This window comes from Planococcus donghaensis MPA1U2 (assembly GCF_000189395.1).
Classification (GTDB): Bacteria; Bacillota; Bacilli; order Bacillales_A; family Planococcaceae; genus Planococcus; species Planococcus donghaensis_B.
In genome coordinates this window covers 1-21901 of sequence record NZ_AEPB01000028.1, presented here as the reverse complement: position 1 = coordinate 21901, position 21901 = coordinate 1, and the positions used below count along the sequence as shown (strand labels likewise).

The 21901-nt window shown below is 39.5% G+C and carries 16 protein-coding genes; 14 read left to right on the top strand and 2 right to left on the bottom strand.

Going from position 1 to position 21901, the window contains the following annotated elements:
* Positions 1-3 precede the first annotated feature (3 nt).
* Entirely contained in the window at positions 4-588 is a 585-nt protein-coding gene (locus GPDM_RS07980; RefSeq protein ID WP_008430486.1) for a biotin transporter BioY, read from the bottom strand.
* 138 nt (positions 589-726) lie between these two features.
* Entirely contained in the window at positions 727-2004 is a 1278-nt protein-coding gene (locus tag GPDM_RS07975; RefSeq protein WP_008430485.1) for a glucose-6-phosphate isomerase, read from the bottom strand.
* Between the two features lie 216 nt (positions 2005-2220).
* Between GPDM_RS07975 and GPDM_RS07970 the strand changes: the two genes are divergently transcribed.
* The 14 genes from GPDM_RS07970 to GPDM_RS07905 all read left to right on the top strand — a co-directional run bounded on the left by GPDM_RS07970 (position 2221) and on the right by GPDM_RS07905 (position 21847).
* On the top strand, positions 2221-4242 hold the full coding sequence (locus tag GPDM_RS07970) for a penicillin-binding transpeptidase domain-containing protein (protein ID WP_008430484.1): 2022 nt from the start codon (positions 2221-2223) through the stop codon (positions 4240-4242).
* Positions 4243-4378: 136 nt separating this feature from the next.
* On the top strand, positions 4379-6016 hold the full coding sequence (locus GPDM_RS07965; RefSeq protein WP_008430483.1) for an alpha-glucosidase: 1638 nt from the start codon (positions 4379-4381) through the stop codon (positions 6014-6016).
* A 155-nt stretch (positions 6017-6171) separates the two neighbouring features.
* The gene (gene eutB / locus GPDM_RS07960; RefSeq protein ID WP_008430481.1) at positions 6172-7197 is read left to right on the top strand and encodes a hydroxyectoine utilization dehydratase EutB; all 1026 of its coding nucleotides are present in this window, start codon (positions 6172-6174) and stop codon (positions 7195-7197) included.
* A 163-nt stretch (positions 7198-7360) separates the two neighbouring features.
* Complete coding sequence (locus GPDM_RS07955; protein WP_008430479.1) at positions 7361-9067, top strand: PucR family transcriptional regulator; 1707 nt, start codon at positions 7361-7363, stop codon at positions 9065-9067.
* A gap of 213 nt (positions 9068-9280) precedes the next feature.
* A complete protein-coding gene (locus GPDM_RS07950; RefSeq protein ID WP_008430477.1) occupies positions 9281-10465 on the top strand; it encodes a M24 family metallopeptidase in 1185 nt (394 codons plus the stop codon).
* Positions 10466-10486: 21 nt separating this feature from the next.
* Positions 10487-11491 (top strand): cyclodeaminase, encoded by a 1005-nt coding sequence (locus GPDM_RS07945; protein ID WP_008430475.1) that lies wholly within the window; start codon positions 10487-10489, stop codon positions 11489-11491.
* 13 nt (positions 11492-11504) lie between these two features.
* Positions 11505-12704, top strand: coding sequence for a cystathionine gamma-synthase family protein (locus tag GPDM_RS07940; protein ID WP_008430474.1), 1200 nt, complete (start codon positions 11505-11507; stop codon positions 12702-12704).
* 25 nt (positions 12705-12729) lie between these two features.
* Positions 12730-13980 (top strand): M20 metallopeptidase family protein, encoded by a 1251-nt coding sequence (locus GPDM_RS07935; RefSeq protein ID WP_008430472.1) that lies wholly within the window; start codon positions 12730-12732, stop codon positions 13978-13980.
* Between the two features lie 4 nt (positions 13981-13984).
* Positions 13985-15040, top strand: coding sequence for a homoserine dehydrogenase (locus tag GPDM_RS07930; RefSeq protein ID WP_008430470.1), 1056 nt, complete (start codon positions 13985-13987; stop codon positions 15038-15040).
* Between the two features lie 20 nt (positions 15041-15060).
* Positions 15061-16503 carry an aldehyde dehydrogenase family protein gene (locus tag GPDM_RS07925; RefSeq protein ID WP_008430469.1) on the top strand — a complete coding sequence of 481 codons (1443 nt, stop codon included), beginning with the start codon at positions 15061-15063 and terminating at the stop codon, positions 16501-16503.
* A gap of 33 nt (positions 16504-16536) precedes the next feature.
* The gene (locus GPDM_RS07920; RefSeq protein ID WP_008430467.1) at positions 16537-18156 is read left to right on the top strand and encodes a BCCT family transporter; all 1620 of its coding nucleotides are present in this window, start codon (positions 16537-16539) and stop codon (positions 18154-18156) included.
* 247 nt (positions 18157-18403) lie between these two features.
* A complete protein-coding gene (locus GPDM_RS07915) occupies positions 18404-19663 on the top strand; it encodes a S8 family peptidase (RefSeq protein ID WP_008430466.1) in 1260 nt (419 codons plus the stop codon).
* A 100-nt stretch (positions 19664-19763) separates the two neighbouring features.
* The gene (locus tag GPDM_RS07910) at positions 19764-21002 is read left to right on the top strand and encodes a helix-turn-helix domain-containing protein (protein ID WP_100069879.1); all 1239 of its coding nucleotides are present in this window, start codon (positions 19764-19766) and stop codon (positions 21000-21002) included.
* Between the two features lie 176 nt (positions 21003-21178).
* Positions 21179-21847 carry a GNAT family N-acetyltransferase gene (locus tag GPDM_RS07905; RefSeq protein ID WP_008430462.1) on the top strand — a complete coding sequence of 223 codons (669 nt, stop codon included), beginning with the start codon at positions 21179-21181 and terminating at the stop codon, positions 21845-21847.
* Positions 21848-21901: the final 54 nt, after the last annotated feature.

Here is a 21901-nt window from a genome sequence, read left to right as displayed (position 1 = left end):
TTTTTATAGATATTTTTGAATGATTGGTTTTAATCGGTAACCAAACAATCCAGCAAGAACGGCTAAGATCAAGTCTTTGGGAAGGGGTACAGCCATCCACGCCCAAGCCATTTTGTACGTAAAGCCTTCAGGTGCTGCAAACCACAATTTATAAGCCGCATACATCCAGTTTGTACCGAACAAGTAATTGACGGTCATACCAACAAGTGCTGCAATAACAAATCCTTTTTTAGTTGACCATTTTTCAGCAATAAGTCCGGCTAAATAAGCGGTAAAAACATAAGACACAATAAATCCAAAGGTTGGACTAAGCAATGTATCCATCCCACCTGAGAATTTTGCGAAAACAGGAACGCCTGCAAGACCAATAAATGCATAAACAATCATGGCAATGGCGCCTTTACGGCTACCAAGTAGCAGACCTGCTAAAATAGCAAAAAACGTTTGAAGAGTGATGGGTACTCCTCCCACAATTAAATACGAAGCGATATTTGCGCCAATTGCCATTAAAGCAGCAAACAAAGCAATATGTACTAATTTCAATGTGCGAGAGTGATTTGCCGAGCGTACAGTAGTTGTTGTTGTCATTCTATTTCCCCCTATTGTTCTCTATAAAATAAGTATAAGGAGAGAAAATATTTAAGTCAACTTAAATTTTATTTAGGTTAACACAAAGAGCGAGAAGAAAAAAGCTGACCTTTTGCCAAGGTCAGCTTTTTTATAAAGTTAAAATCCAGGTTTGTTTAACAACTTGAAGACATTGTTTTTGTAATCTTCAACGCCGGGTTGATCAAATGGATTGATGTCTAACATATAAGCGCTGTATGCACATGAAAGCATGTAGAAATACAGTAAATGACCTAATTGGAACTCATCGATTTTTGGAATCGTTAAGCTTAGTTGAGGAACGCCGCCATCTAAATGAGCGCTTGATGTTCCTTTGTAAGCAACATGGTTAAATTCTTGTAACGAGAGTCCAGCCAAATAATTAAGTTCATCGCCATCGTTTTCAGCTTCAAAAACTGTTAAATCTTCATTTGCTTCTTGTACCAATAGGAACGTTTCAAACAAATTGCGTTTGCCGTCTTGAATATATTGACCCATTGAATGCAAGTCTGTTGTGAACGAAACAGATGCTGGGAAAATCCCTTTGCCTTCTTTTCCTTCACTTTCGCCAAACAATTGCTTCCACCATTCTTGAACAAATGATAGTTTTGGTTCGAAAATTGCCATAACTTCTGTTGTATAACCTTCTACATATAATTGATGGCGAATAGCTGCATATTGAACAGCGGTATTTTCATCAAAATCTGTATTGTTATAAAGTTTTTCAGCATCTGTAGCGCCTGCAAGTAAATCGCGAATCGAATAACCAGCGGCTGCAATTGGTACCAATCCAACTGCTGTAAATACTGAGTAACGTCCACCCACATCTTCAGGAACAACAAAACGCTCGTAGCCATTTTCTTCAGCTAATGTCAGCAATGCGCCTTTTTCAGCATCAGTTGTTACGATAATTCGTTCAGCTGCTTCTTGACCATAACGTTTTTCCATATAGTCTTTTAAGAAACGGAAAGCGAGTGCGGGTTCTGTTGTCTTACCAGATTTCGAAATAACGTTGACCATAACGCGTTTTCCATCAAGGTGAGCGAGCAATTGTTTTAAGTACTCTCCACTCACTTGATGACCTGCGAAAACCACTTCTAATCCAGACTCTTTTTTGAAGTACGGATCAAGTGCAGATAATACAGCTTTAGCACCTAAATAAGAGCCGCCAATACCGATAACAACCAATACATCTGCCTTGTCACGGATTTGTGTTGCTGTTTTTTCAACTTTCTCGATAAATGCTGAATCGAGCGTGCTTGGCCAATCCAGCCAGCCGAGAAAATCTGAACCTTTGCCTTTTTTACTATAAAGATCTTCGTGAATTTGTTTTAATTGTGTTCTTTTTTCAAGTGTTAAAACGGAACCAATTGATTGCGAAAATGTAATTTCAACCATAGTTACCCTCCTGTCGTTTTGTAATCAGTTTACCATATAAAAACTGGTAATTGCGTAAGTTTTACAGGAGAAGCACTCCATCGACAACAATAAATTTGAAATATGTTAGGAAAATCACACGACTGGATAGAAAACCGTTTTGAGAAATAAAGAGATTAATCTTTCAACTAGTCGCTGTTTATTGGTAAAATAAAGAAAACAATGGGAGGTTATGTTTTGGCTAAAAAAATTACAATTATTCTAACTTTGGCTTTTCTGATCTTATTGGCAGGTTGTCAGCCGAGTCCAACGCCTGAAGATCGGCTTAAAGCATACATAGACCACTGGAACAACGGAGAATTTTCGGAAATGTATAGTGATTATTTAAATAAAGGAACAAAAGAAGCCTATACATCAGAAGATTTTGTTGAGCGTCAACAAAAGTTTTACGAAGACTTAGCGATTCAAAATGTCGAAGTTAGCTATACAAAGCCAGCAGAAGATACAGAATGGGATCCTGAAAAACCAGCTGATTTTTCTGTTCAAATACAAATGGACACACTTGCAGGACCAGTTGCGTTTGAAAAAACCATGACCTTATTGGTTGAATCTCAAGATGATACGGAAAACTGGTTTGTTGAATGGGATCCATCTTTTATATTTGAACAATTGGAAAAAGGCGATGAAGTTCGTGTATCCACAACAACTGCAGATCGCGGTGAAATTTATGATCGAAACCAGAAGCCAATAGCTATTAACGGAACAGGCTACAGCATTGGTGTAGTACCTGAAAGCTTCACCGATAAAGACAATAAAGAAGAACTTGCAGATGTTCTTGGGGTATCGGTTGATTTTATTGATGAAAAAATGAATCAAAGTTGGGTTCAAGAGGATCAGTTTGTACCGATTTCTAAAGCCGCTAAAAATGATGAGGAATTACTGGAGAAAGTAAAAGCGATATCAGGTGCGACTTATCAAGAAACTGCTATGCGCGAGTACCCTTATGAAGAAGCACTTGGACATTTAAGCGGTTATATTGGTCCAATTACTGCTGAAAAGCTAGAAGAACTTAAAGATCAAGGGTATAAGTCGACCGATTTTATCGGCCGAAGAGGACTTGAGTTAACCTTAGAAGAACGTCTACATGGTCAGAATGGAATAAAGCTGTTTATCCAGAAACAAGGTGACAATGGAGAACAAATCACAATTACTGAAACACCTGCTGAAAATGGCGAAACAGTTGTTTTAACAATTGATGCAGAACTGCAAAAATCTACTTATGACGCGATGGAAGGCGAAGCGGGAACAAGTGCTGCAGTCGATCCGAAAACAGGAGAAACATTCTTATTAGTTAGTTCACCAGCTTATAATCCAAACGAATACATGTTAGGAATTAGCGAAGATCGCTTTACCGAACTAAGCGAAGACCCACTCAATCCGTTATTTAATCGCTTTGGAGCAGCCTATGCTCCGGGATCAACGATCAAGCCAGTCACAGCAGCAATTGGATTAGAAGCTGGGACGTTAAATCCAACAGAAGGTCTCCAAATTGATGGAGAGACATGGCAAAAAGACAGTTCGTGGGGAGATTACCGCGTTAGCCGGCTACATCCAGAAGCACCAAATCCAATAGATTTGAATAAAGCCTTGGTTTATTCAGACAATATTTATTTTGCGCAACAAGCACTCCAAATGGGCAACGATACATTTGTTTCAGGATTGAAAAATTTTGGTTTTGGAGAAGCTATTCCATTTGCTTTAGAACTGCAATCTTCACAAATTTCCAATGAAGGCACGATTGGATCTGAAGGGCAGTTGGCCGATACTTCTTTTGGACAAGGACAGATGCTGACAAATATTTTGCATTTAGCTACAATGTACGAGCCTTTCTTGACAGATGGCACGATGTACAAACCGTTATTGTTTGCGGATGAAGAAAAAAGCCAAGTTTGGAAAGAAGGCATATTGAGCGCAGAAAATGCAGAAACTCTCCGCAAAGGAATGCGCAATGTTGTCGTAGATGGTTATGCACAGTCAGCGAACAGTAAAAATGTTAAAATTGCTGGGAAAACCGGCACAGCTGAATTAAAAGGGAAAATAGATGAAGAAGGGCAAGAAAATGGCTTTTTTGTTGCCTATGATTCAGAAAATCCAGATTTTATTTTAGCAATGATGATTGAGTCGATCGAAGATAACGACGGCAGCGATTACGTCGCTGGATTTGCGGCCAAAGTGTTTGAGGAGTATAAAGCTCGATAAAAAGTTAAGAAACCACCCGCAAATTTTATTTGCGGGTGGTTTTTTTGCAGGAATTTCCTAAGAAATATGGAATAAGAACAGTAATAAACAGAAAGCCTGTCCGATACTAGTGAATTTCGTTAAAAGGAAGAAGGCGATGGATTTGAAAGAAACCTGGTGGAAAGAAGCAGTGGTTTATCAAATTTACCCAAGAAGTTTTAATGATTCAAACGATGATGGCATTGGCGATTTAAACGGCATAACTGAGAAACTAGATTATTTGGATGAGCTTGGTGTTACGATTGTCTGGATTTGTCCAATGTATAAATCGCCAAATATCGATAACGGCTATGATGTTAGTGATTACCAAGAAATCATGGAAGAAATGGGCACGATGGCGGATTTTGATCGACTTTTAGAAGAATTGCATAAAAGAGGAATGAGGCTAATCATTGATCTTGTCTTGAATCATACGAGTGATCAACATCCATGGTTTTTGGAATCCAAGTCTTCTAAAGACAATCCAAAACGGGACTGGTATGTTTGGCGTGATCAACAAACGAATTGGGAAAGTATTTTTGGAGGACCGGCATGGACATTTGATCCCAAAACTGAACAGTATTATTTGCATATTTACACCAAAAACCAAGTCGATTTAAATTGGGAAAACAAAGAGATGCGAGAATCCATCTATGAAATGATTAGGTGGTGGATGGCTAAGGGCGTGGACGGTTTCCGAGTAGATGCTATTAATCACTTAAAAAAAGATTACAGTAATATGCCGAATCCGCAAAACTTACCTTATGTTCCTGCATGGGAAAAATTTACAGAAGTAGAAGGTTTACAAGATATGTTGACGGAGCTAAGAGACCAAGTGTTTAAGGATAGCGATGTCGTTACAATTGGGGAAGCCAATAGTGTAAAGTCACACAATATGGAAAAGTGGATCAGTGAGCATGATGGGAAATTCAATATGATTTTTCACTTAGAAGCGCATAAGCCGGTAGATAGTAACGGGGTAGACAATGATTTGGATGTAGAAGATTTAAAAGAAGTATTGAATCGTTGGCAGCAAGCAACACACGGCATTGCTTGGAATTCTCTTTATATTGAAAACCACGATCGGCCTAGAACAGTTTCTATTTGGGGAAATGATCAAAAATATTGGTATGAAAGCGCAACGGCGTTAGGGTGTATGTACTTCTTTATGCAAGGAACTCCTTTTATTTACCAAGGTCAGGAAATCGGCATGACAAATGCGCCTTTTGATGACATTGACATGTATCACGATGTTGAAACCAAAAACATTTATCGCTATAAGTGTAAACAAGGTGTACCACACGAAGAAGTGATGCGTGTGATAAAAAAAATTAGTCGTGACCATGCCCGTACGCCAATGCAATGGAATAACCAAGATTTCGCAGGGTTCTCTAAAGCTACGCCTTGGCTAGGGGTAAATCCAAATTATCAATGGCTAAATGTCGAGGCTCAAAAAGAGGATCCAAAGTCCATATGGTCGTTTTATAAAAAAATGATTCACTTGCGACATAACTGGAAAGTGTTGGTTTATGGAACCACCGAACTGGCCGACTCTGGATGTCCCTATGTGTATGCCTATATACGAGAAGATCAATATACAAAAATGCTCATTGCTTCGAACTTAAGTGAAAAAACATGTGAGTGGAATAGCCCCTATGATGCTGAACTGTTTCTGAGTAATTATGAAGAGCGAGCAAAAGGTATTTTACAACCATACGAAGCTTGCGTATATTTTCTCAAAAAAGAAATTTATTAACGCTGAACAGTCACAAAACCATTCAATAAGAATGGTTTTGTGACTGTTTTTTGTCGATGATTGTTGAATGATAAAATGTATGAAAAACAAAGTGAATTACCTACTATTTTGAGCAATAGATATCTTCGACAGTGAAGGATAAGATGGGACTAATCATGACCAAGAAAGGAGCGCTAAACTTGAACAGTAGAATAGACATAAAAGAAGTAGAAAGAGCACAAAAACGAATAGCTTCTTTAGTGAACAAAACCCCATTAATCGAGTCTTTCGTATTAGCAGAAAAACTGGGGCGACCGGTTTACTTGAAACTAGAAAATACGCACGACATTGGTGCTTTTAAAATAAGGGGAGCAGCCAATAAAATTTTAAGTTTAAGTACAGAAGAAAAGTCGAGAGGTGTTACTACATATTCCACTGGGAATCACGGATTGGCAGTCGCATTTGTCGCAAAAAAGTTAGGGATTCAAGCAGTTGTATGTATTTCAAGTCGTGTACCAAAAGTAAAGGTAGATTCATTAAAAAGATTAGGCGCGAAAATAGAAGTGGTAGGGAACAGCCAAGATGCTGCAGGAGTAAGATGCTACGAACTTGCAAAAGAAGAAGGCTATACCGTAATTGAACCCTTTGACGATCCTTTCATCATTGCAGGGCAAGGAACGATTGGTTTAGAACTGTTAGAAGATCTACCGGATTTAAAAGATGTAGTGGTGCCATTATCTGGAGGTGGATTGCTTTCAGGAATTGGCTTAGCTTTAAAATCCAATCGTTCCGATATACGAATTACAGGAGTTTCAATGGAGCAATCCGCTGTCATGCATGAAAGCATAAAGGTAGGTAATCCAGTTGAAATGGAAGAAAGTGAAACCTTGGCGGACAGCCTGCTTGGAGGAATAGGTCTCGACAACCACTATACATTTAAAATGAGTCAAAGTTACATGGATCAAACGGTATTGATCCCAGAAGAAGAGATTGGATACGCGATGGCTTATATGGTGGATAAGCAACGCATTATTATGGAAGGAGCAGCAGCGACTGGAATTGCTGCGGTATTGGGTGATACGATTCCTCACCAAGACGGAGCGTTAGCTGTAATTGTCACCGGACAAAATGTGGATGTGTCCATTTTGTTGCAGGTAATGGAAAACTACACACTTAAAAAAGTTGGGGTTAATTTTGCATAGATCAGGGTGTTTAATGAGCTGGCTTTTCATCAGAAAGAAAATTGAGTATACAGATAATTGTTCCCCTCTATTTTTTGTGGTGCTATAATCAGAACTAATCATATCATTAATGTTTCGTTTTGCTTGTGGCGAAGGAATTTGTTTAAACGCAAAGGAGGATACAATGCAATCATCGGTAGAAAGTGTTTTAAACTATGAAATTTTAGAAAATGCGCGCCTATTAACTGCAAAAAATTCTGTCGCTGATCGCCCTGTTCAGTGGATATCTGTAATGGAGATGCCAGTCGAGAACTTTGTCCGTCAAAATGAAGTTATTTTGACGACAGCCATTGGATGCCACAACGACGTCGAGAAGTTTAAAGGCTTTGTTCAAGATATTATCGACTCCAATGCTTCGGCATTGATGATTGCCACTGGTCGACATGTGTTTGATATTCCGGTAGAAGTCATTGAATTAGCAGAACAGCACAAATTCGTTATGATCGAACTGCCATGGGAAGTGAGATTTTCGGCCATTATAGAAGAAGTAATGAAAAATATTAATGATAAACAACACAAAGATCGTGAGAAGTCAGAGAAAGTACAGCAAGAATTGTTAAAAATGATTCTTGGTGATACGGATTTAAATCGTATCTCAAAATACATTCAACGACAACTTGGTTACCAGCTGTTAATCACTGACCGAAATGGGTTTATACAAACTGAAAGCGGCCATACTCAAGAATTTATCGAGAGATGGAAAAACGCTGTGATTCAAGAAACTTTTCCGATTTGCCAAAAAGTGAATTTGCTTAATAATGATCCGATGTTACGGAAGTTTAGCATGGCAAACTTGGATGATCACATCATTTTGCAGATTCCGGTTTTGCAAATTTCAGAAGACCCTCAAGGATATATTTTTGTTGTACTTCCAAATGACTTGCATATTGTTTCTTATTTAACACCTTTTCGTGTAGCGGTTCTTGAACATGCGGCTACAACCATCTCGTTGTGGCTTTCGCGAAAAAATGCTATTGAAGAAACAAAACTAAATTTGAGAAGTGATTTTGTTCAAGAAGTAGCTACAGGAGAATTTGTTTCTGCGGACCAAGCATTTTCAAGAGCCAAACTATTAGGCTATGACTTAGACTTACCCTATATATGTCTGGTTGGATTTCCTGAAAATTTCAAGGACCTATTTGAAAAGCGGAGACAAGAAAATGTTTCTTATACGCAATGGACAGAAAGTATGATTCGGTATATTGAAGAAGAAATCTACTTTGCTGCTCAGTCGTTAAAGAGGGAAGTAATGATGACTTATCAAGGACATCAATTGTTGATTTATCTAGAAAAGCCAGCTGAAACAGAATATGAAAATGTCGTTAATTTTTTAGATTTAATCGAACGTCGATTAAAAAACCTATTGCCGGAAGTCTCTATTTCTTGGGGGATCGGGGATTTTAATAAAGGTTTTCAAGGGTTAGCGGAAAGTTATCATCAGGCTAATCTTGCTGTAGATATTGGACGGCGAAAAAAGGGCAAAGGGCAACGTACTTTCTACAGCGATACGCGTATAGATCGTGTATTGTTAACGTTAGCTCAAAATGAAGAAATGAAAAAAGTGATTATGACGACAATCGAACCTCTTGTCAAATACGATAAACAACGAAATATGGATTTGATTGGTACATTAAAATGCTATAACCAGAGCCACGGAAATGTCAGCCAAGCAGCAAGAGCGTTAAATTTACATCGTCAATCTTTGCTTTACCGTCTAAGAAAAATTGAATCATTAACAGGTCACTCTTTGATTGATCCTGATGATTTATTTTTGTTAGATTTAAGCATTAAAACATGGGAAATTGGTGTTGTAGAAAATACAAATAAGTAAACCATCATCCGCACTTTCGGTAGAAAGCGCGGATGATGGTTTTTTATGTGTTATTAAAGACGGAATAATTAGAAATCTTGACTACAATCTAGATTAATTTTCATACATTATGGCAGATGATAGTTAAACAGAGAAATCGCTATACTAAATTTACGGATATAATATTCCGAAAATTTAAAAATAAACAATCTTACTAAGGAGGGGATGGTTCCTATGTCAGTTGGAACTGCAGAGTATCAAACAAGAATTCGGAAGACAAAAGAACGAATGGCAACGAAAGGAATAGAAGTGTTACTAATTACAGATCCGGCAAATATGAACTATCTCTCCGGTTACGATGGCTGGTCATTTTATGTCCATCAAATGCTAATCGTCATTGACGACGAAGATCAGCCAATCTGGGTAGGACGCACAATGGATGCGAATGCCGCAAAAATTACAACGTGGCTATATCACGACAACATCATTTCATATCCCGATACGTATGTTCAATCAGAGACAAAGCACCCAATGGATTTTGTAGCTGATATTTTAAAGCAAATCGGACAAGACAAACGTCGTATGGGAGTCGAAATGGAAAATTACTATTTCACTGCCAAATGCTTCGAACAATTGAAAATAGGTTTGCCAAATGCAACTTTTCAAGATGCGACTTTATTAGTGAATTGGGTGCGTATCGTAAAGTCTGATCAAGAAATCGAATACATGAAAAAAGCAGCTGTACTCGCTGAGTTGGCGATGAATGCTGGAATCGAAATGATTAATGAAGGAGTGCGTGAATGCGATGTCGCGGCCAAAATTCTCTATGCGCAAGTAACAGGAACAGAGGAATTTGGTGGAGATTATCCGGCTATTATGCCATTGATGCCGTCAGGAGAAAAGACCTCAACTCCTCATCTAACTTGGACCGATGCTCGTTATAAAAATAATGAATCAGTCATTTTAGAGTTGGCTGGGTGTTATAAGCGGTATCATTCGCCGTTAGCACGAACAATTCACATTGGAAATCCAAGCGAGGAATTGAAAAAACTTGCGCAAGTAACGGTAGAAGGAATTGAGGAATGTCTTGCTATGATCAAGCCTGGAATTGCGTTGGAAGAAGTTTGCGAAACTTGGACCAAGTCAATTGCTAAATACGGCTACACGAAGGAATCACGAATTGGATACTCAATGGGCTTAAACTATCCGCCCGATTGGGGCGAACATACAGCGAGTATTCGTAAAGGTGACAAAACCATTTTACAGCCAAATATGACTTTCCATATGATTCCTGGTATGTGGTATGACAAATCTGGTTTTGAAGTAAGTGAATCTTTCCGCATAACTGAAAATGGTTGCGAAACCTTCGCCAATTTACCTAGAGGGCTTTACGTCAAAAACGAAGCATTAATTAGATAGGAAGTCGGGGGTGATGCAAAATTGATTATTTTTACAGAGCAAGAGTTGAGACAGCAAATCATTCTGAATCACGATACGCTGTCTGTCATCGAAGATTGCTTTACGAAACTGGTACAACAAAAAGTGGTAATGCCACCTATTATGCGTCTCGATATTCATGACTTTAACGGTGAAGTAGATGTAAAAACGGCTTATATAAAAGAAAAAGAAATGTTTGCCATTAAAGTTTCATCTGGTTATTTTGATAATCCAAAACAAGGCTTACCAAGTGGCAGTGGATTTATGATGTTGATGGATACAAAAACGGGCATCCCGCAAGCTCTATTTCTAGATAATGGGTACTTAACCGAAGTTCGAACTGCAGCAGCAGGTGCCATTGCAGCCAACTATTCTTCTCCCAAAAAAGTCGAGACAGTCGGCATTATTGGATCTGGAAGCCAAGCACGGTTTCAGTTGACTGCTTTAACGTTGGTCCGAGATTTTAAAAAAGTACTGGTCTATTCAAGGTCATCCAAATCTGCTAGTCGATTTGCAGAAGAAATGGGCTCAGCACTTAACCTAACAGTTCAAGTTGCAGACAGTGTTGAAGAAGTGGTCAAAAAGAGTCAGTTGGTTGTGACAACGACACCAGCAACTGAACCATTCGTAAAAGCAGAATGGTTACATTCCGGTTTGCATATTACGGCGATGGGTTCAGATGCTGAGCATAAGCAAGAACTAGAAGCAGAAGTTTTAGCTTCTGCAGATAAAGTTATTTGTGATACGACAGCACAGTGCATGCGTCTCGGTGAACTGCATCATGCTCTAGCCAGTGGAATATTAACAGATTCTTCTAAGGTAATAGAGCTGGGGCAATTAACTTCTAAAGAAAAAAAGGGTCGAGATCGTGACGACCAAATTACAGTTTGTGATTTAACGGGTACGGGAGCACAAGACACAGCAATAGCATTGTTTGCTTATCAAGAACTAATCAAGCGTTCAAAAGGTGTGGAAATTAATAGCCAACACCAACTACAAAAAAACTAAGAGGAGTGGTCGTATGACACAAAAAGATATTCAGATGGGAACAAAAGCAGTATGGGCAGGAGAAAAAGAATATTTGGTACACGGAGCAACTCAAGTACCTGTTGTATTGAGCGTAGCTTATACGTATGACGACATGGATGAATGGTATGACGTAGCAATTGGAAAGAAAAAAGGTCACATTTATGGACGCAATACGAATCCAACCGTACAGGCATTTGAAGATAAAGTGAAAATACTAGAAGGTGGAGAAGCCGCAACAAGTTTTTCTACAGGGATGGCTGCAATTAGCAACACACTAGCAACATTTTTACTGCCGGGTGATCGCATTGTCTCAGTAAAAGACACGTACGGTGGGACCAATAAAATTTTCACTGAATTTCTTCCGCGACAAAATATTGAAGTGGCTTTAGCGGAAACTGGTAACCACGAGTCGATTGAAGCAGAAGTGGCAAAAGGTTGCAAAATTCTTTACTTAGAAACACCAACAAATCCGACAGTCAAAATTACGGATATTGAGCGAATGGCAAAAGCAGGACATGAAGTTGGTGCAATTGTTATTATTGACAATACATTTGGCACACCAATTAACCAAAATCCTCTGGAGTTGGGCGTCGATTTGGTCATTCATAGCGCAACCAAGTTTCTTGGAGGACATGCGGATGCGCTAGGAGGCGTCTTGGTCGGTTCTCATGAACTTGTTGAGCAAGTTTACCATTACCGCGAAATTAATGGAGCAACAATGGATCCAATGGCAGCTTACTTGACTTTACGCGGGATGAAGACACTTCATATTCGTGTGCGTGAGCAATGCAAAAACGCAATGGCACTTGCAAAATACTTACAAACAAAAGAATTGGTCGAAGATGTATTTTACCCAGGACTTGAAACGCATCCAAACCACGACATTGCGAAAAAACAAATGAAAGATTTTGGCGGCATGCTCAGCTTTGCAGTAAAAGGCGGTGTGGATACGGTACGAGATCTTCTTCCGAAATTGCAATATGCACATCGTGCAGCGAACCTTGGGGCCGTTGAAACTACGGTTGGTCCTGCGCGGACAACAAGTCACGTGGAATGTACACCTGAAGAACGTGCAGCAATGGGCATTCCTGAAGGCTTAATCCGAGTTTCTTGCGGAATCGAAAATATTGAAGACATCATTGCCGACTTCGAACAAGCGTTCAAACATGTTGAAAGTGCTGTGAAAATTTAATTATACGATCCGAGGTGCAAAAAGAATGGTGGGACATCCCCTAATTGTCGAACGAGCCAACGCGCTAACAGACCAACTAATCGAATGGCGACGTAGATTTCATCAGTTTCCCGAACTTAGTTTTCAAGAGTTTGAGACTAGTCGGTATATCGTAGACCATTTACAGAAAATAGATGGGATGAACGTTGAGGTTGGTATAGGACTAGAAACAAGTGTCGTTGGAACATTAACTTCAGGTGAAGGTCCGACGATTGCCATTCGAGCAGATATTGATGCACTGCCAATAGACGAATTAAACGAGTGTGACTATCGCTCGCAAAATCCAGGCGTTATGCACGCTTGTGGTCATGATGCACATGCAGCAATTTTATTGGGAGTGGCAAAAATTTTAGCTGAGCAATTTGAAGAAACAGATATTCAAGGGACTGTGAAATTTATTTTTCAACCAGCAGAAGAAAGCATAGATACAGAAGGAATGTCTGGGTCTCCTTATCTTGTGCAGGCCGGAGTATATGAGGGCGTAGATGCGGCGGTTGCGCTACATATGTGCCCGTGGTTACCAGTTGGAGAAGTGCAAATTAACGATGGGTATAGCATGGCAAATGTTGATGTTTTCCAAGCAGAAATATACGGAACTGGCGGACATGGCGCGTATCCGGAACTTGGAACCGATCCGACTTGGATGTTAGGGCCAGTATTGCAAGCATTGCACGGAATTGTTTCTAGAAAAGTTCCTGCATTGGAAGCGGCCGTAATTAGCATCGGTCAAATTCATGCGGGGACAGCCAGTAACATTATTCCAACTGAAGTGAAAATTGAAGGAACAATTCGTAGTTATTCTGCTGAAATTCGTGACTTGTTATCAAACGAAATACAAAAAGCATTTTCAGTTGTGAATCGTTTAGATGGCGAGTATGCCTTAGATATTCAAAGAGGAGAGCCGGCATTAGTGAATCATCCAAGCGTTAATGCCATATTTCTTAAAGCAATAGACGAAATCTATCCTAACCTCGGCATCACGAAAAAACCATTTGGTATGGGGGGAGAAGATTTTGGATACGTTACGCAAATACTGCCTGGTTCGATGTTCTTTTTAGGATGTGCTATTGCAGATGGGGTGCAACGAGATCTTCATACACCAATTTTTGATATCGATGAAAAGTGTCTACCGATAGGTGCTGCCATTTTAGCTCAAACAGCACTTAACCTTTTAGATGGAGCGATTTCTTCAGAAAGCGTTCCGAAAAAGCAAGTAACACAAAAAAATGAGGTGTGAAATGATGGTTCATAAATTAGCATTTATCGGATTTGGGGTAGTGGGACAAGGATTAGCTGAGATTCTGCACCATAAAAAAGAAGCATTAAAACGCGATGAAAATTTTGAAGCACAAATTGTAGCGATTTCTGACTTTATGAAAGGCTCTATTTACCAGCCAGAGGGTCTTGATATTGAGTTGGTTTTAAAAACCTTGAAAGAAACGGGCAACCTAGAAGATTATCCTAAAACCACAGGGTTGATCAAAGGCTGGGATAGTATAACAACCATTTGCGAGTCCAATGCAGATACGATTATCGAAGTATCTTATACGGATGTGAAAACAGGTCAACCAGCAATTAATCATTGTAAATCTGCATTTGAACATGGCAAAAACGTAGTGATGACAAACAAAGGACCTGTCGCTTTAGCGTATAAAGAGCTCTCAGAAATTGCTGAGCAGCATGGGGTGTCATGGGGATTTGAAGGCACAGTGATGAGCGGTACACCGGCACTTCGTATGCCCATCGCAACACTTGCTGGAAATGACATTACCGAAATACGTGGGATTTTGAATGGAACGACAAATTATATTTTGACGAAAATGGAGAACGAAAGAGTTACATATGAAGAAGCGTTAGCAGAAGCTCAAGCTTTAGGCTATGCAGAAGCAGATCCTACAAGTGATGTAGAAGGTTATGATGCACGCTACAAAATCGTTATTCTTTCGAATTATGTAATGAAGGCCCCATTGACCGTGGAAGAAGTTTCATGCACAGGAATTTCGAGTATTACAGCTCAAGATATTGAAGAAGCGAAAAAAGAAAGTAAACGCTGGAAGCTTATCGCCACAGCACGAAAAGAACAAACAGGAGTCGTTGCTTCGATTGCTTTAGAAAAAGTAGATTTAGACGATCCGTTAGCAGCGATTAGTGGTGCGACAAATGCTATCACTTATGAAACAGATTTACTGGGGTCGGTAACCTTAAGTGGAGCAGGAGCTGGAAAAGTAGAAACAGGCTTTTCGTTATTGATTGATTTAATAACGATTGCTCGTCAAAAGCAAACAATAAAGCTATAACGAGAGGAGGCGGTAAACCGATGACTACTCATCTTAAAGGTCAAAAAATGTTTATTGCAGGGGAATGGGTAAGCAGTGAGCAAACGGTTGAAGTGCGTAATCCGCAAAATAATGCCATCATCGATTTGGTTCCTGCAGCTTCGGTTGAAGATATGCTGAATTGTTTAGAACAAGCAAAACATGGAGCAGAAATTGCAGCCGCAATGCCCGTTCATCAACGGATAAAAGTAATTAATGGTGCTGCAGATTATATAGAAGAGCACCATAAAAAATTTGCTCAAACCATCGCAATGGAAAGCAGCAAAACAATTCGTGAAGCAACTAAAGAAGTAGGGCGTGCGATTCAAACATTGCGTATTAGTGCAGAAGAAGCAAGACGAATCAACGGAGAAACCATTCCTTTCGACCAATCACCAGGAAGTGAAAGTCGAATCGGTTATTTCTACCGTTTTCCAATTGGTGTTATCGCAGCAATTACGCCGTTCAATGATCCACTCAATTTAGTCGCACATAAAATCGGCCCAGCAATTGCTTCGGGAAATGCAATTGTCGTCAAACCAGCGACGGTTACGCCACTTAGTGCATTGCTCTTGGCAGAAGCTTTTTCGTTTGCTGGATTGCCAGCAAAAGTCTTGTCCGTTATTACAGGTCATGGCAGGGAAATCGGAGATGCACTCGTCACACATCCAGCCGTTCGAATGGTTACTTTCACAGGTGGTCTTGAAGCGGGTGAACAAATAGTAAGCAAAGCTGGATTAAAGAAAATCAGTATGGAACTGGGTTCAAATTCCCCGGTCATCGTACTAGAAGATGCGGATATCGAAGATGCCGTGGAATCTTGTGTTTCAGGAGCTTTCTGGGCGGCAGGACAAAATTGCTTAGGCGTTCAGCGAATTTATATTGAAAAAAGTATTTTCCAATCTTTCCAAAGTCAATTTGTCGAGCGGACAAATGGGTATATTGTCGGCGATAAACAATCCGAGCTTACCGATATGGGCCCTCTAATCTCTGAAAAAGAAGCGATTCGTGTGGAAAAGTTAGTCGACGAAGCAGTAGGGAAAGGGGCAGTCATTTTAACCGGAGGAAAACGTAACGGAGCTTATTACTTGCCGACTGTACTCACGGATGTTCCATCAAATTGTAAACTGGCCGAAGAAGAAATTTTTGGTCCCGTTGTTTTACTTTATTCAGTGGCTAATCTTGATGAAGCAATTGTGTTGTCGAATAGCGTCAACTATGGATTGCAGGCTGGAATTTTTACAAAAAATATCGATATGGCATATAAAGCGATTGCTAAACTGGATGTCGGTGGAGTGATGGTTAATGACAGCAGCGATTATCGTATTGATGCCATGCCATTTGGGGGAGTCAAAAACTCTGGATTAGGACGTGAAGGGATCAAGTTTTCAATACAAGAAATGACAGAGACAAAAGTGGTTTGTTTTAAACTGCCTGGCCAATAAAGAGTTATAGACAAGGGTGAAGGGGGAAATTTTATGACAAAGAAAAACTTAGAACGTGCTTCTTTTAACAATCCCGTCTTTAAAATATCAGCTACCATTGTCACATTATTTGCTTTGTGGGGACTCTTGTCTCCGCAAAGTATGACGAAAAATGCAGCTGCTGTCGCAAACTATATTGGCAATTCGTTTGGTTGGTTTTATATGATTTCAGTCGCTTTTTTTGTAGCATTTTGTTTATTTCTTGCTTTTAGTAAATACGGAAAAATAAAGCTTGGCCAAGAAAACGAGAAACCAGAATTTTCGTTTTTTGCATGGATCAGCATGTTATTCGCTGCTGGATTTGGAGCAGGAATTGTTTTCTGGGGTGTCGCAGAACCGATGACTCACTTTGCGAATCCTCCTACAGGTAATATCGAACCTCAGTCTGCCGAAGCTGCTCGAGTTGCCATGAATTACTCTTTCTTTAATTGGGGATTGCATCAATGGTCAGTTTTCACGCTTGTTGGTTTGGCTCTTGCGTATTTTCAATTCCGTAAAAAAAGCAAATTGCTAATCAGTGAGACACTTGATGGAGTTTCTAAGAAAAAAATGAACAAGACTTTAAAAAGATCGATCAATATTTTAGCAGTAGTAGCAACAGTGACGGGCGTTGCGACATCTTTAGGAATGGGTGTATTGCAAATAAATGCTGGACTTAGTCATGTGTTTTCTTTGCCTAACACGGGCGGTATGCAGATTGGTATTATTGGTCTTATGTTCGTACTATTTACTTTATCTGCTATTACTGGTGTCAATAAAGGGATTAAAATATTAAGTAATCTCAATATGGTATTAGTTGTTGGATTTATGTTGTTCTTTTTGTTTAATGGACCTACAGTTTTCATCCTCGAAACGTTTGTCCTTGGAATTGGTGATTACTTAACAAACTTTGTTGGAATGAGCTTTCAAATGTCGCCATATTCGGGAGAAACGTGGGTAAAAGATTGGACAGTGTTTTATTGGGCGTGGGTAATTACATGGTCTCCATTTGTCGGATCGTTTGTTGCACGCATCTCAAAAGGAAGAACTATTCGTCAATTTGTGTCAGGCGTTATGATTGTTCCTCCTCTAATCGCTTTTGTATGGATGTCTATTTTTGGAGGAACAGGAATCTACATGGATTTATTCCAAAATACCGCTCTTTCTACAGCGGTTTCCGAAAACGTTGCTACCGCCATTTTTGTTTTCTTAGAGCAATTCCCACTCTATGGGTTGTTATCTGCATTAATGCTAGTGCTAATTATGATTTTCTTAGTTACCTCTGCCGACTCCACAGTTTACGTACTAGGAATCATGACTTCTGATGGCAATGAAAATCCATCGAATGTAGTAAAAGGCATATGGGCTGTTCTAATCGCAGTCATTACGGGAGTACTAATTGTTAGCAGTGGATTGCAAGGACTTCAATCAGTCGCCTTAATAGCAGCCTTACCATTTACGGTCATTATGCTATTTATAAGTGTGTCTTTAATGAAATCTTTGTCTCATGAAAAATTTGAAGTTGTAACTGAAGAGCAAGAAGTAGAACTACAACTGATTCAAACTTCGAGAAAAAATTATTCGAAAGAAGGAGAACGACTGAAAAACCCTCAAAATAGTTCCGTCGAAATTTGACGGATCTTTTTTGCGTTTCGGCACTTAGTATGTCTTGGGTAGATTAGTGGGTGTAAATGCTTAGGTCTATAGTTTCGAACTCGATACTCGTCTTCAATCCACAAGAAAATTTCCCAATTACGAAAACCGGGAACTTCTGCTAACTTTAGATGTGTGGCAGCGTTCTCATATTGGACAAATGCGAAAGCGCGGGACGCCGCAGCTAGAGCGAGTTGCCATAAACCATATTGGAAAAGGGGATTGAACGATGAAGAAATCGGCAAAATTCATTACGACAGCAATGTTGACAGCTACTATGCTAATACCGGCAATGGGCGTCAGCGCAAACGGGGATTCCGTTGAAAAAGCGAATGGCAATGACAAGTTTCGTGTATTGGTAGACTCAGCAAATCAAAAAGAATTGAAAAATGCTAAAAACCAATACGGTGTTCATTGGGATTTTGAAGAAGAAGGATTCACCACCAATATGAACGAAAAGCAATTTGAAGCACTTCAAAAAAACAAAAACATAACGGTCGAAAAAGTTCCGGAATATAGCATTGATGAAACTTCAGCTGAACCGTTAGCTCAATACTCGACAATGGCTGCTTCTCAATCAACGCCATGGGGAATCAAAGCTATCTACAATAATTCAAATCTTACACAAACTTCTGGAGGAGCCGGCATTAATGTTGCGGTCCTTGATACAGGAGCAAATGTAAATCATGAGGATTTAGCGAACAATGTAGAACAATGTAAAGACTTTACACTTACTAGTAGTATTGAAAATGGTACCTGTACAGATCGTCATGGTCATGGTACACACGTTGCAGGTTCAGCATTAGCAAATGGTAACGGAGGCTTGTACGGAGTAGCTCCACAAGCTGATCTATGGGCTTATAAAGTATTAGGAGATGATGGATCAGGTTCTTCTGATGATATTGCGACTGCCATCCGCCACGTTGCAGATCAAGCAAGCGCGTTAAATACTAAAGTCGTTCTTAATATGTCATTGGGTTCTCCTACAGAAAGTAGCTTAATCACAAGCGCTGTTGACTACGCATATAACAAAGGCGTATTAGTAATCGCAGCAGCAGGTAACACAGGTCCTTTCCAAGGCACTATTGGTTTCCCAGGTGCTTTAAAAAATGCAGTAGCAGTAGCGGCACTTGAAAACGTTATCCAAAATGGTACACACCGCGTCGCTGATTTTTCTTCCCGTGGCTATAGTTTTTACGATGGGGATTATTCGATTGGCAAATATGATGTTGAAATTTCAGCACCGGGTGCAGCAGTTTATTCCTCGTGGTATACAGGTGGCTATGCAACGCTAAGTGGAACATCAATGGCTTCACCACATGCAGCTGGACTTGCAGCTAAAGTTTGGGCAACAAATCCAAGTGCAACAAATGTACAAGTGAGAGCGGATTTGCAAAATCGAGCTAAATCATATGATATTCTTTCAGGCTATGGTGCAGGCTATGGTGATGATTATGCATCAGGTTTTGGTTTCGCACGCGTTCAATAATAATAAGCATTACGGCCAGTAAGTGCGACAACCCTGTCAGAAATGTCAGGGTTGTTTTTTTATGATATATTTTATGTATTCTGTTAAAAAGGGTGAAAATATGAATGTCGGTTCAATCATCAAGTATTACCGGACAAAAAACGGGCTGACACAGTCACAATTGGCGGAAGGCATTTGTTCAATTTCACATTTAAGCAAAACCGAATCGAATGCTTACAGCCCCCATGAATCTACCATCAAAGCTTTGTTATTAAAAATGGGCGTTCAATTGAACAAAGAGGTGGAAAAACATAAACAGCTCGAGCGAACGATTGGGAAATTTGTCGACTGTTCCCTTTATTATGATTTAGAAACGATGAGAAAAATGTATAAGCAGTTGGAGAACGAGAATGATTATATTCAATCAACCGATTTGGTCAATCAATACGAGCTTTATAAATTCCGGTTTTATATTTACGATCATAATTTGACCAAAGCGGAGCAACAAAAAAAGTTGTTAGAGCGAATGAAGGCTTCTTTTTTAGCGCCTGAACACTGGGTTCATCAATTTTTTCAATCGCTATACTTTGCGATGGTGGGTGACAACATAAAATCTTTTGAATTTCTAAACAAAATGGATATAGGCATTCAAAGTATTCCACAGAAGTTTGAAGGAGAGTTTTATTATCAAAAGGCTCGAATGTTGGTGCTTGCAGATCGTTATGAACTTTCGGCACATTTTGCTGAGTTGGCAGTTCAATCTTTCCAACTTCATCATAATTACATCCGGTTGCTCCACGCGCAAATGCTTTTAGCCATCAATTACACTCGCAGAAATTTGCTGGTTCAGGCAGAGAGTTTGTATGAAGTGTTGATTCGAAACACCCATTTAACCAATCAAACGGCGTTACACAACCAAACACTTTACAATTACACTGAATTATTAAGGATGAAACATGCACATAGTGAAGCATTAGTAATTCTTCAGTCGTTAAAAGAAGTTGTAGAACGCGACACATATTTTTACAAAGCTGTTTTAACGAGCTTGTTGGAATCGATGATGGAAACTGGCCAAGATCCTTCTCAACACATTGAAGAGTTAAAAGCGATAAGTACAAAACCAGAAGATAAATTTTTCCGTATTTATGCCAGTTATTTTGAGAAAAGGAATTTTTCCCAACCAGACCTTATGGCCTATTGTGAAGATATAATGTTCCAATTTTTCAGAAAGAATGGTTATATAAAAGAAACAAGAAATGTTGCAGCAGAGCTTGCCGAACATTATAGCAAGCAGCAACATTGGGAAAAAGCGTATTTCTATCAATCTTTCTGTAATGAGAATGGCGGTGAGTTGAATTGATGAAGAAAAAATTAATGTTGTTGTCTATCATGTACACAGGATTACTGTCTGCTGTTGTACTAGGTGGTCCAAATGTTTTGCCACCACTTTAATAATTCGGAAAAGCTGCTTACTTCTGTAGGCAGCTTTTTTCATGTTCTACAATCACGTATGATAGAAGAAAAGGGGGGAGATTTATGTATAAGAAGAAACAATATGTTTTTAGTTTTGACAAACCGGTATCAGTAGAAATCCGTCAATATACGAAATCAGACTTCCCTGCATTGATGGCAATTCAAAAAGAAAGTTTTCCTCCACCATTTCCCTCGGAGCTTTGGTGGAATTCAGAACAGCTAACAAATCACACAGAGTATTATCCAGAAGGTGCGATATGTATTGAAGTTGAAGGAGAAATGGCTGGGTCAATCACAGCATTGCTAACAGACTTTGATCCAGCTTCCCCGATGAACACATGGGAAGAGGCGACAGATAATGGCTACATTCGGAATCACAATCCAAAGGGAAAAACTTTGTACATTGTGGACATCTGCATTCGCCCTAAATATCGCTCGTTAAAACTAGGTCAGTTATTAATGCAAGCAATGTATGAGCGAGTTATACAAGATCGATTAGCTCGATTGCTTGGAGGTGGAAGAATGCCAGGATTTCATAGGTTTTCAGATCAGTTGACTGCAGCGCAATACGTAGAGCAAGTAGTATCCGGAGAAATTAAAGATCCTGTCATCTCTTTTTTACTTCGCTGTGGCAGAACGCCAGTGTGCGTGGTAGCAAATTATTTAGACGATGAAGAGTCTAGAGGGTATGCATTGTTAATGGAGTGGAAAAATCCTTTTCAAAATTATTGACAGTATAATATTAAGAAACAAACAAGCCGCAATTACCAATTGCGGCTTGTTTGT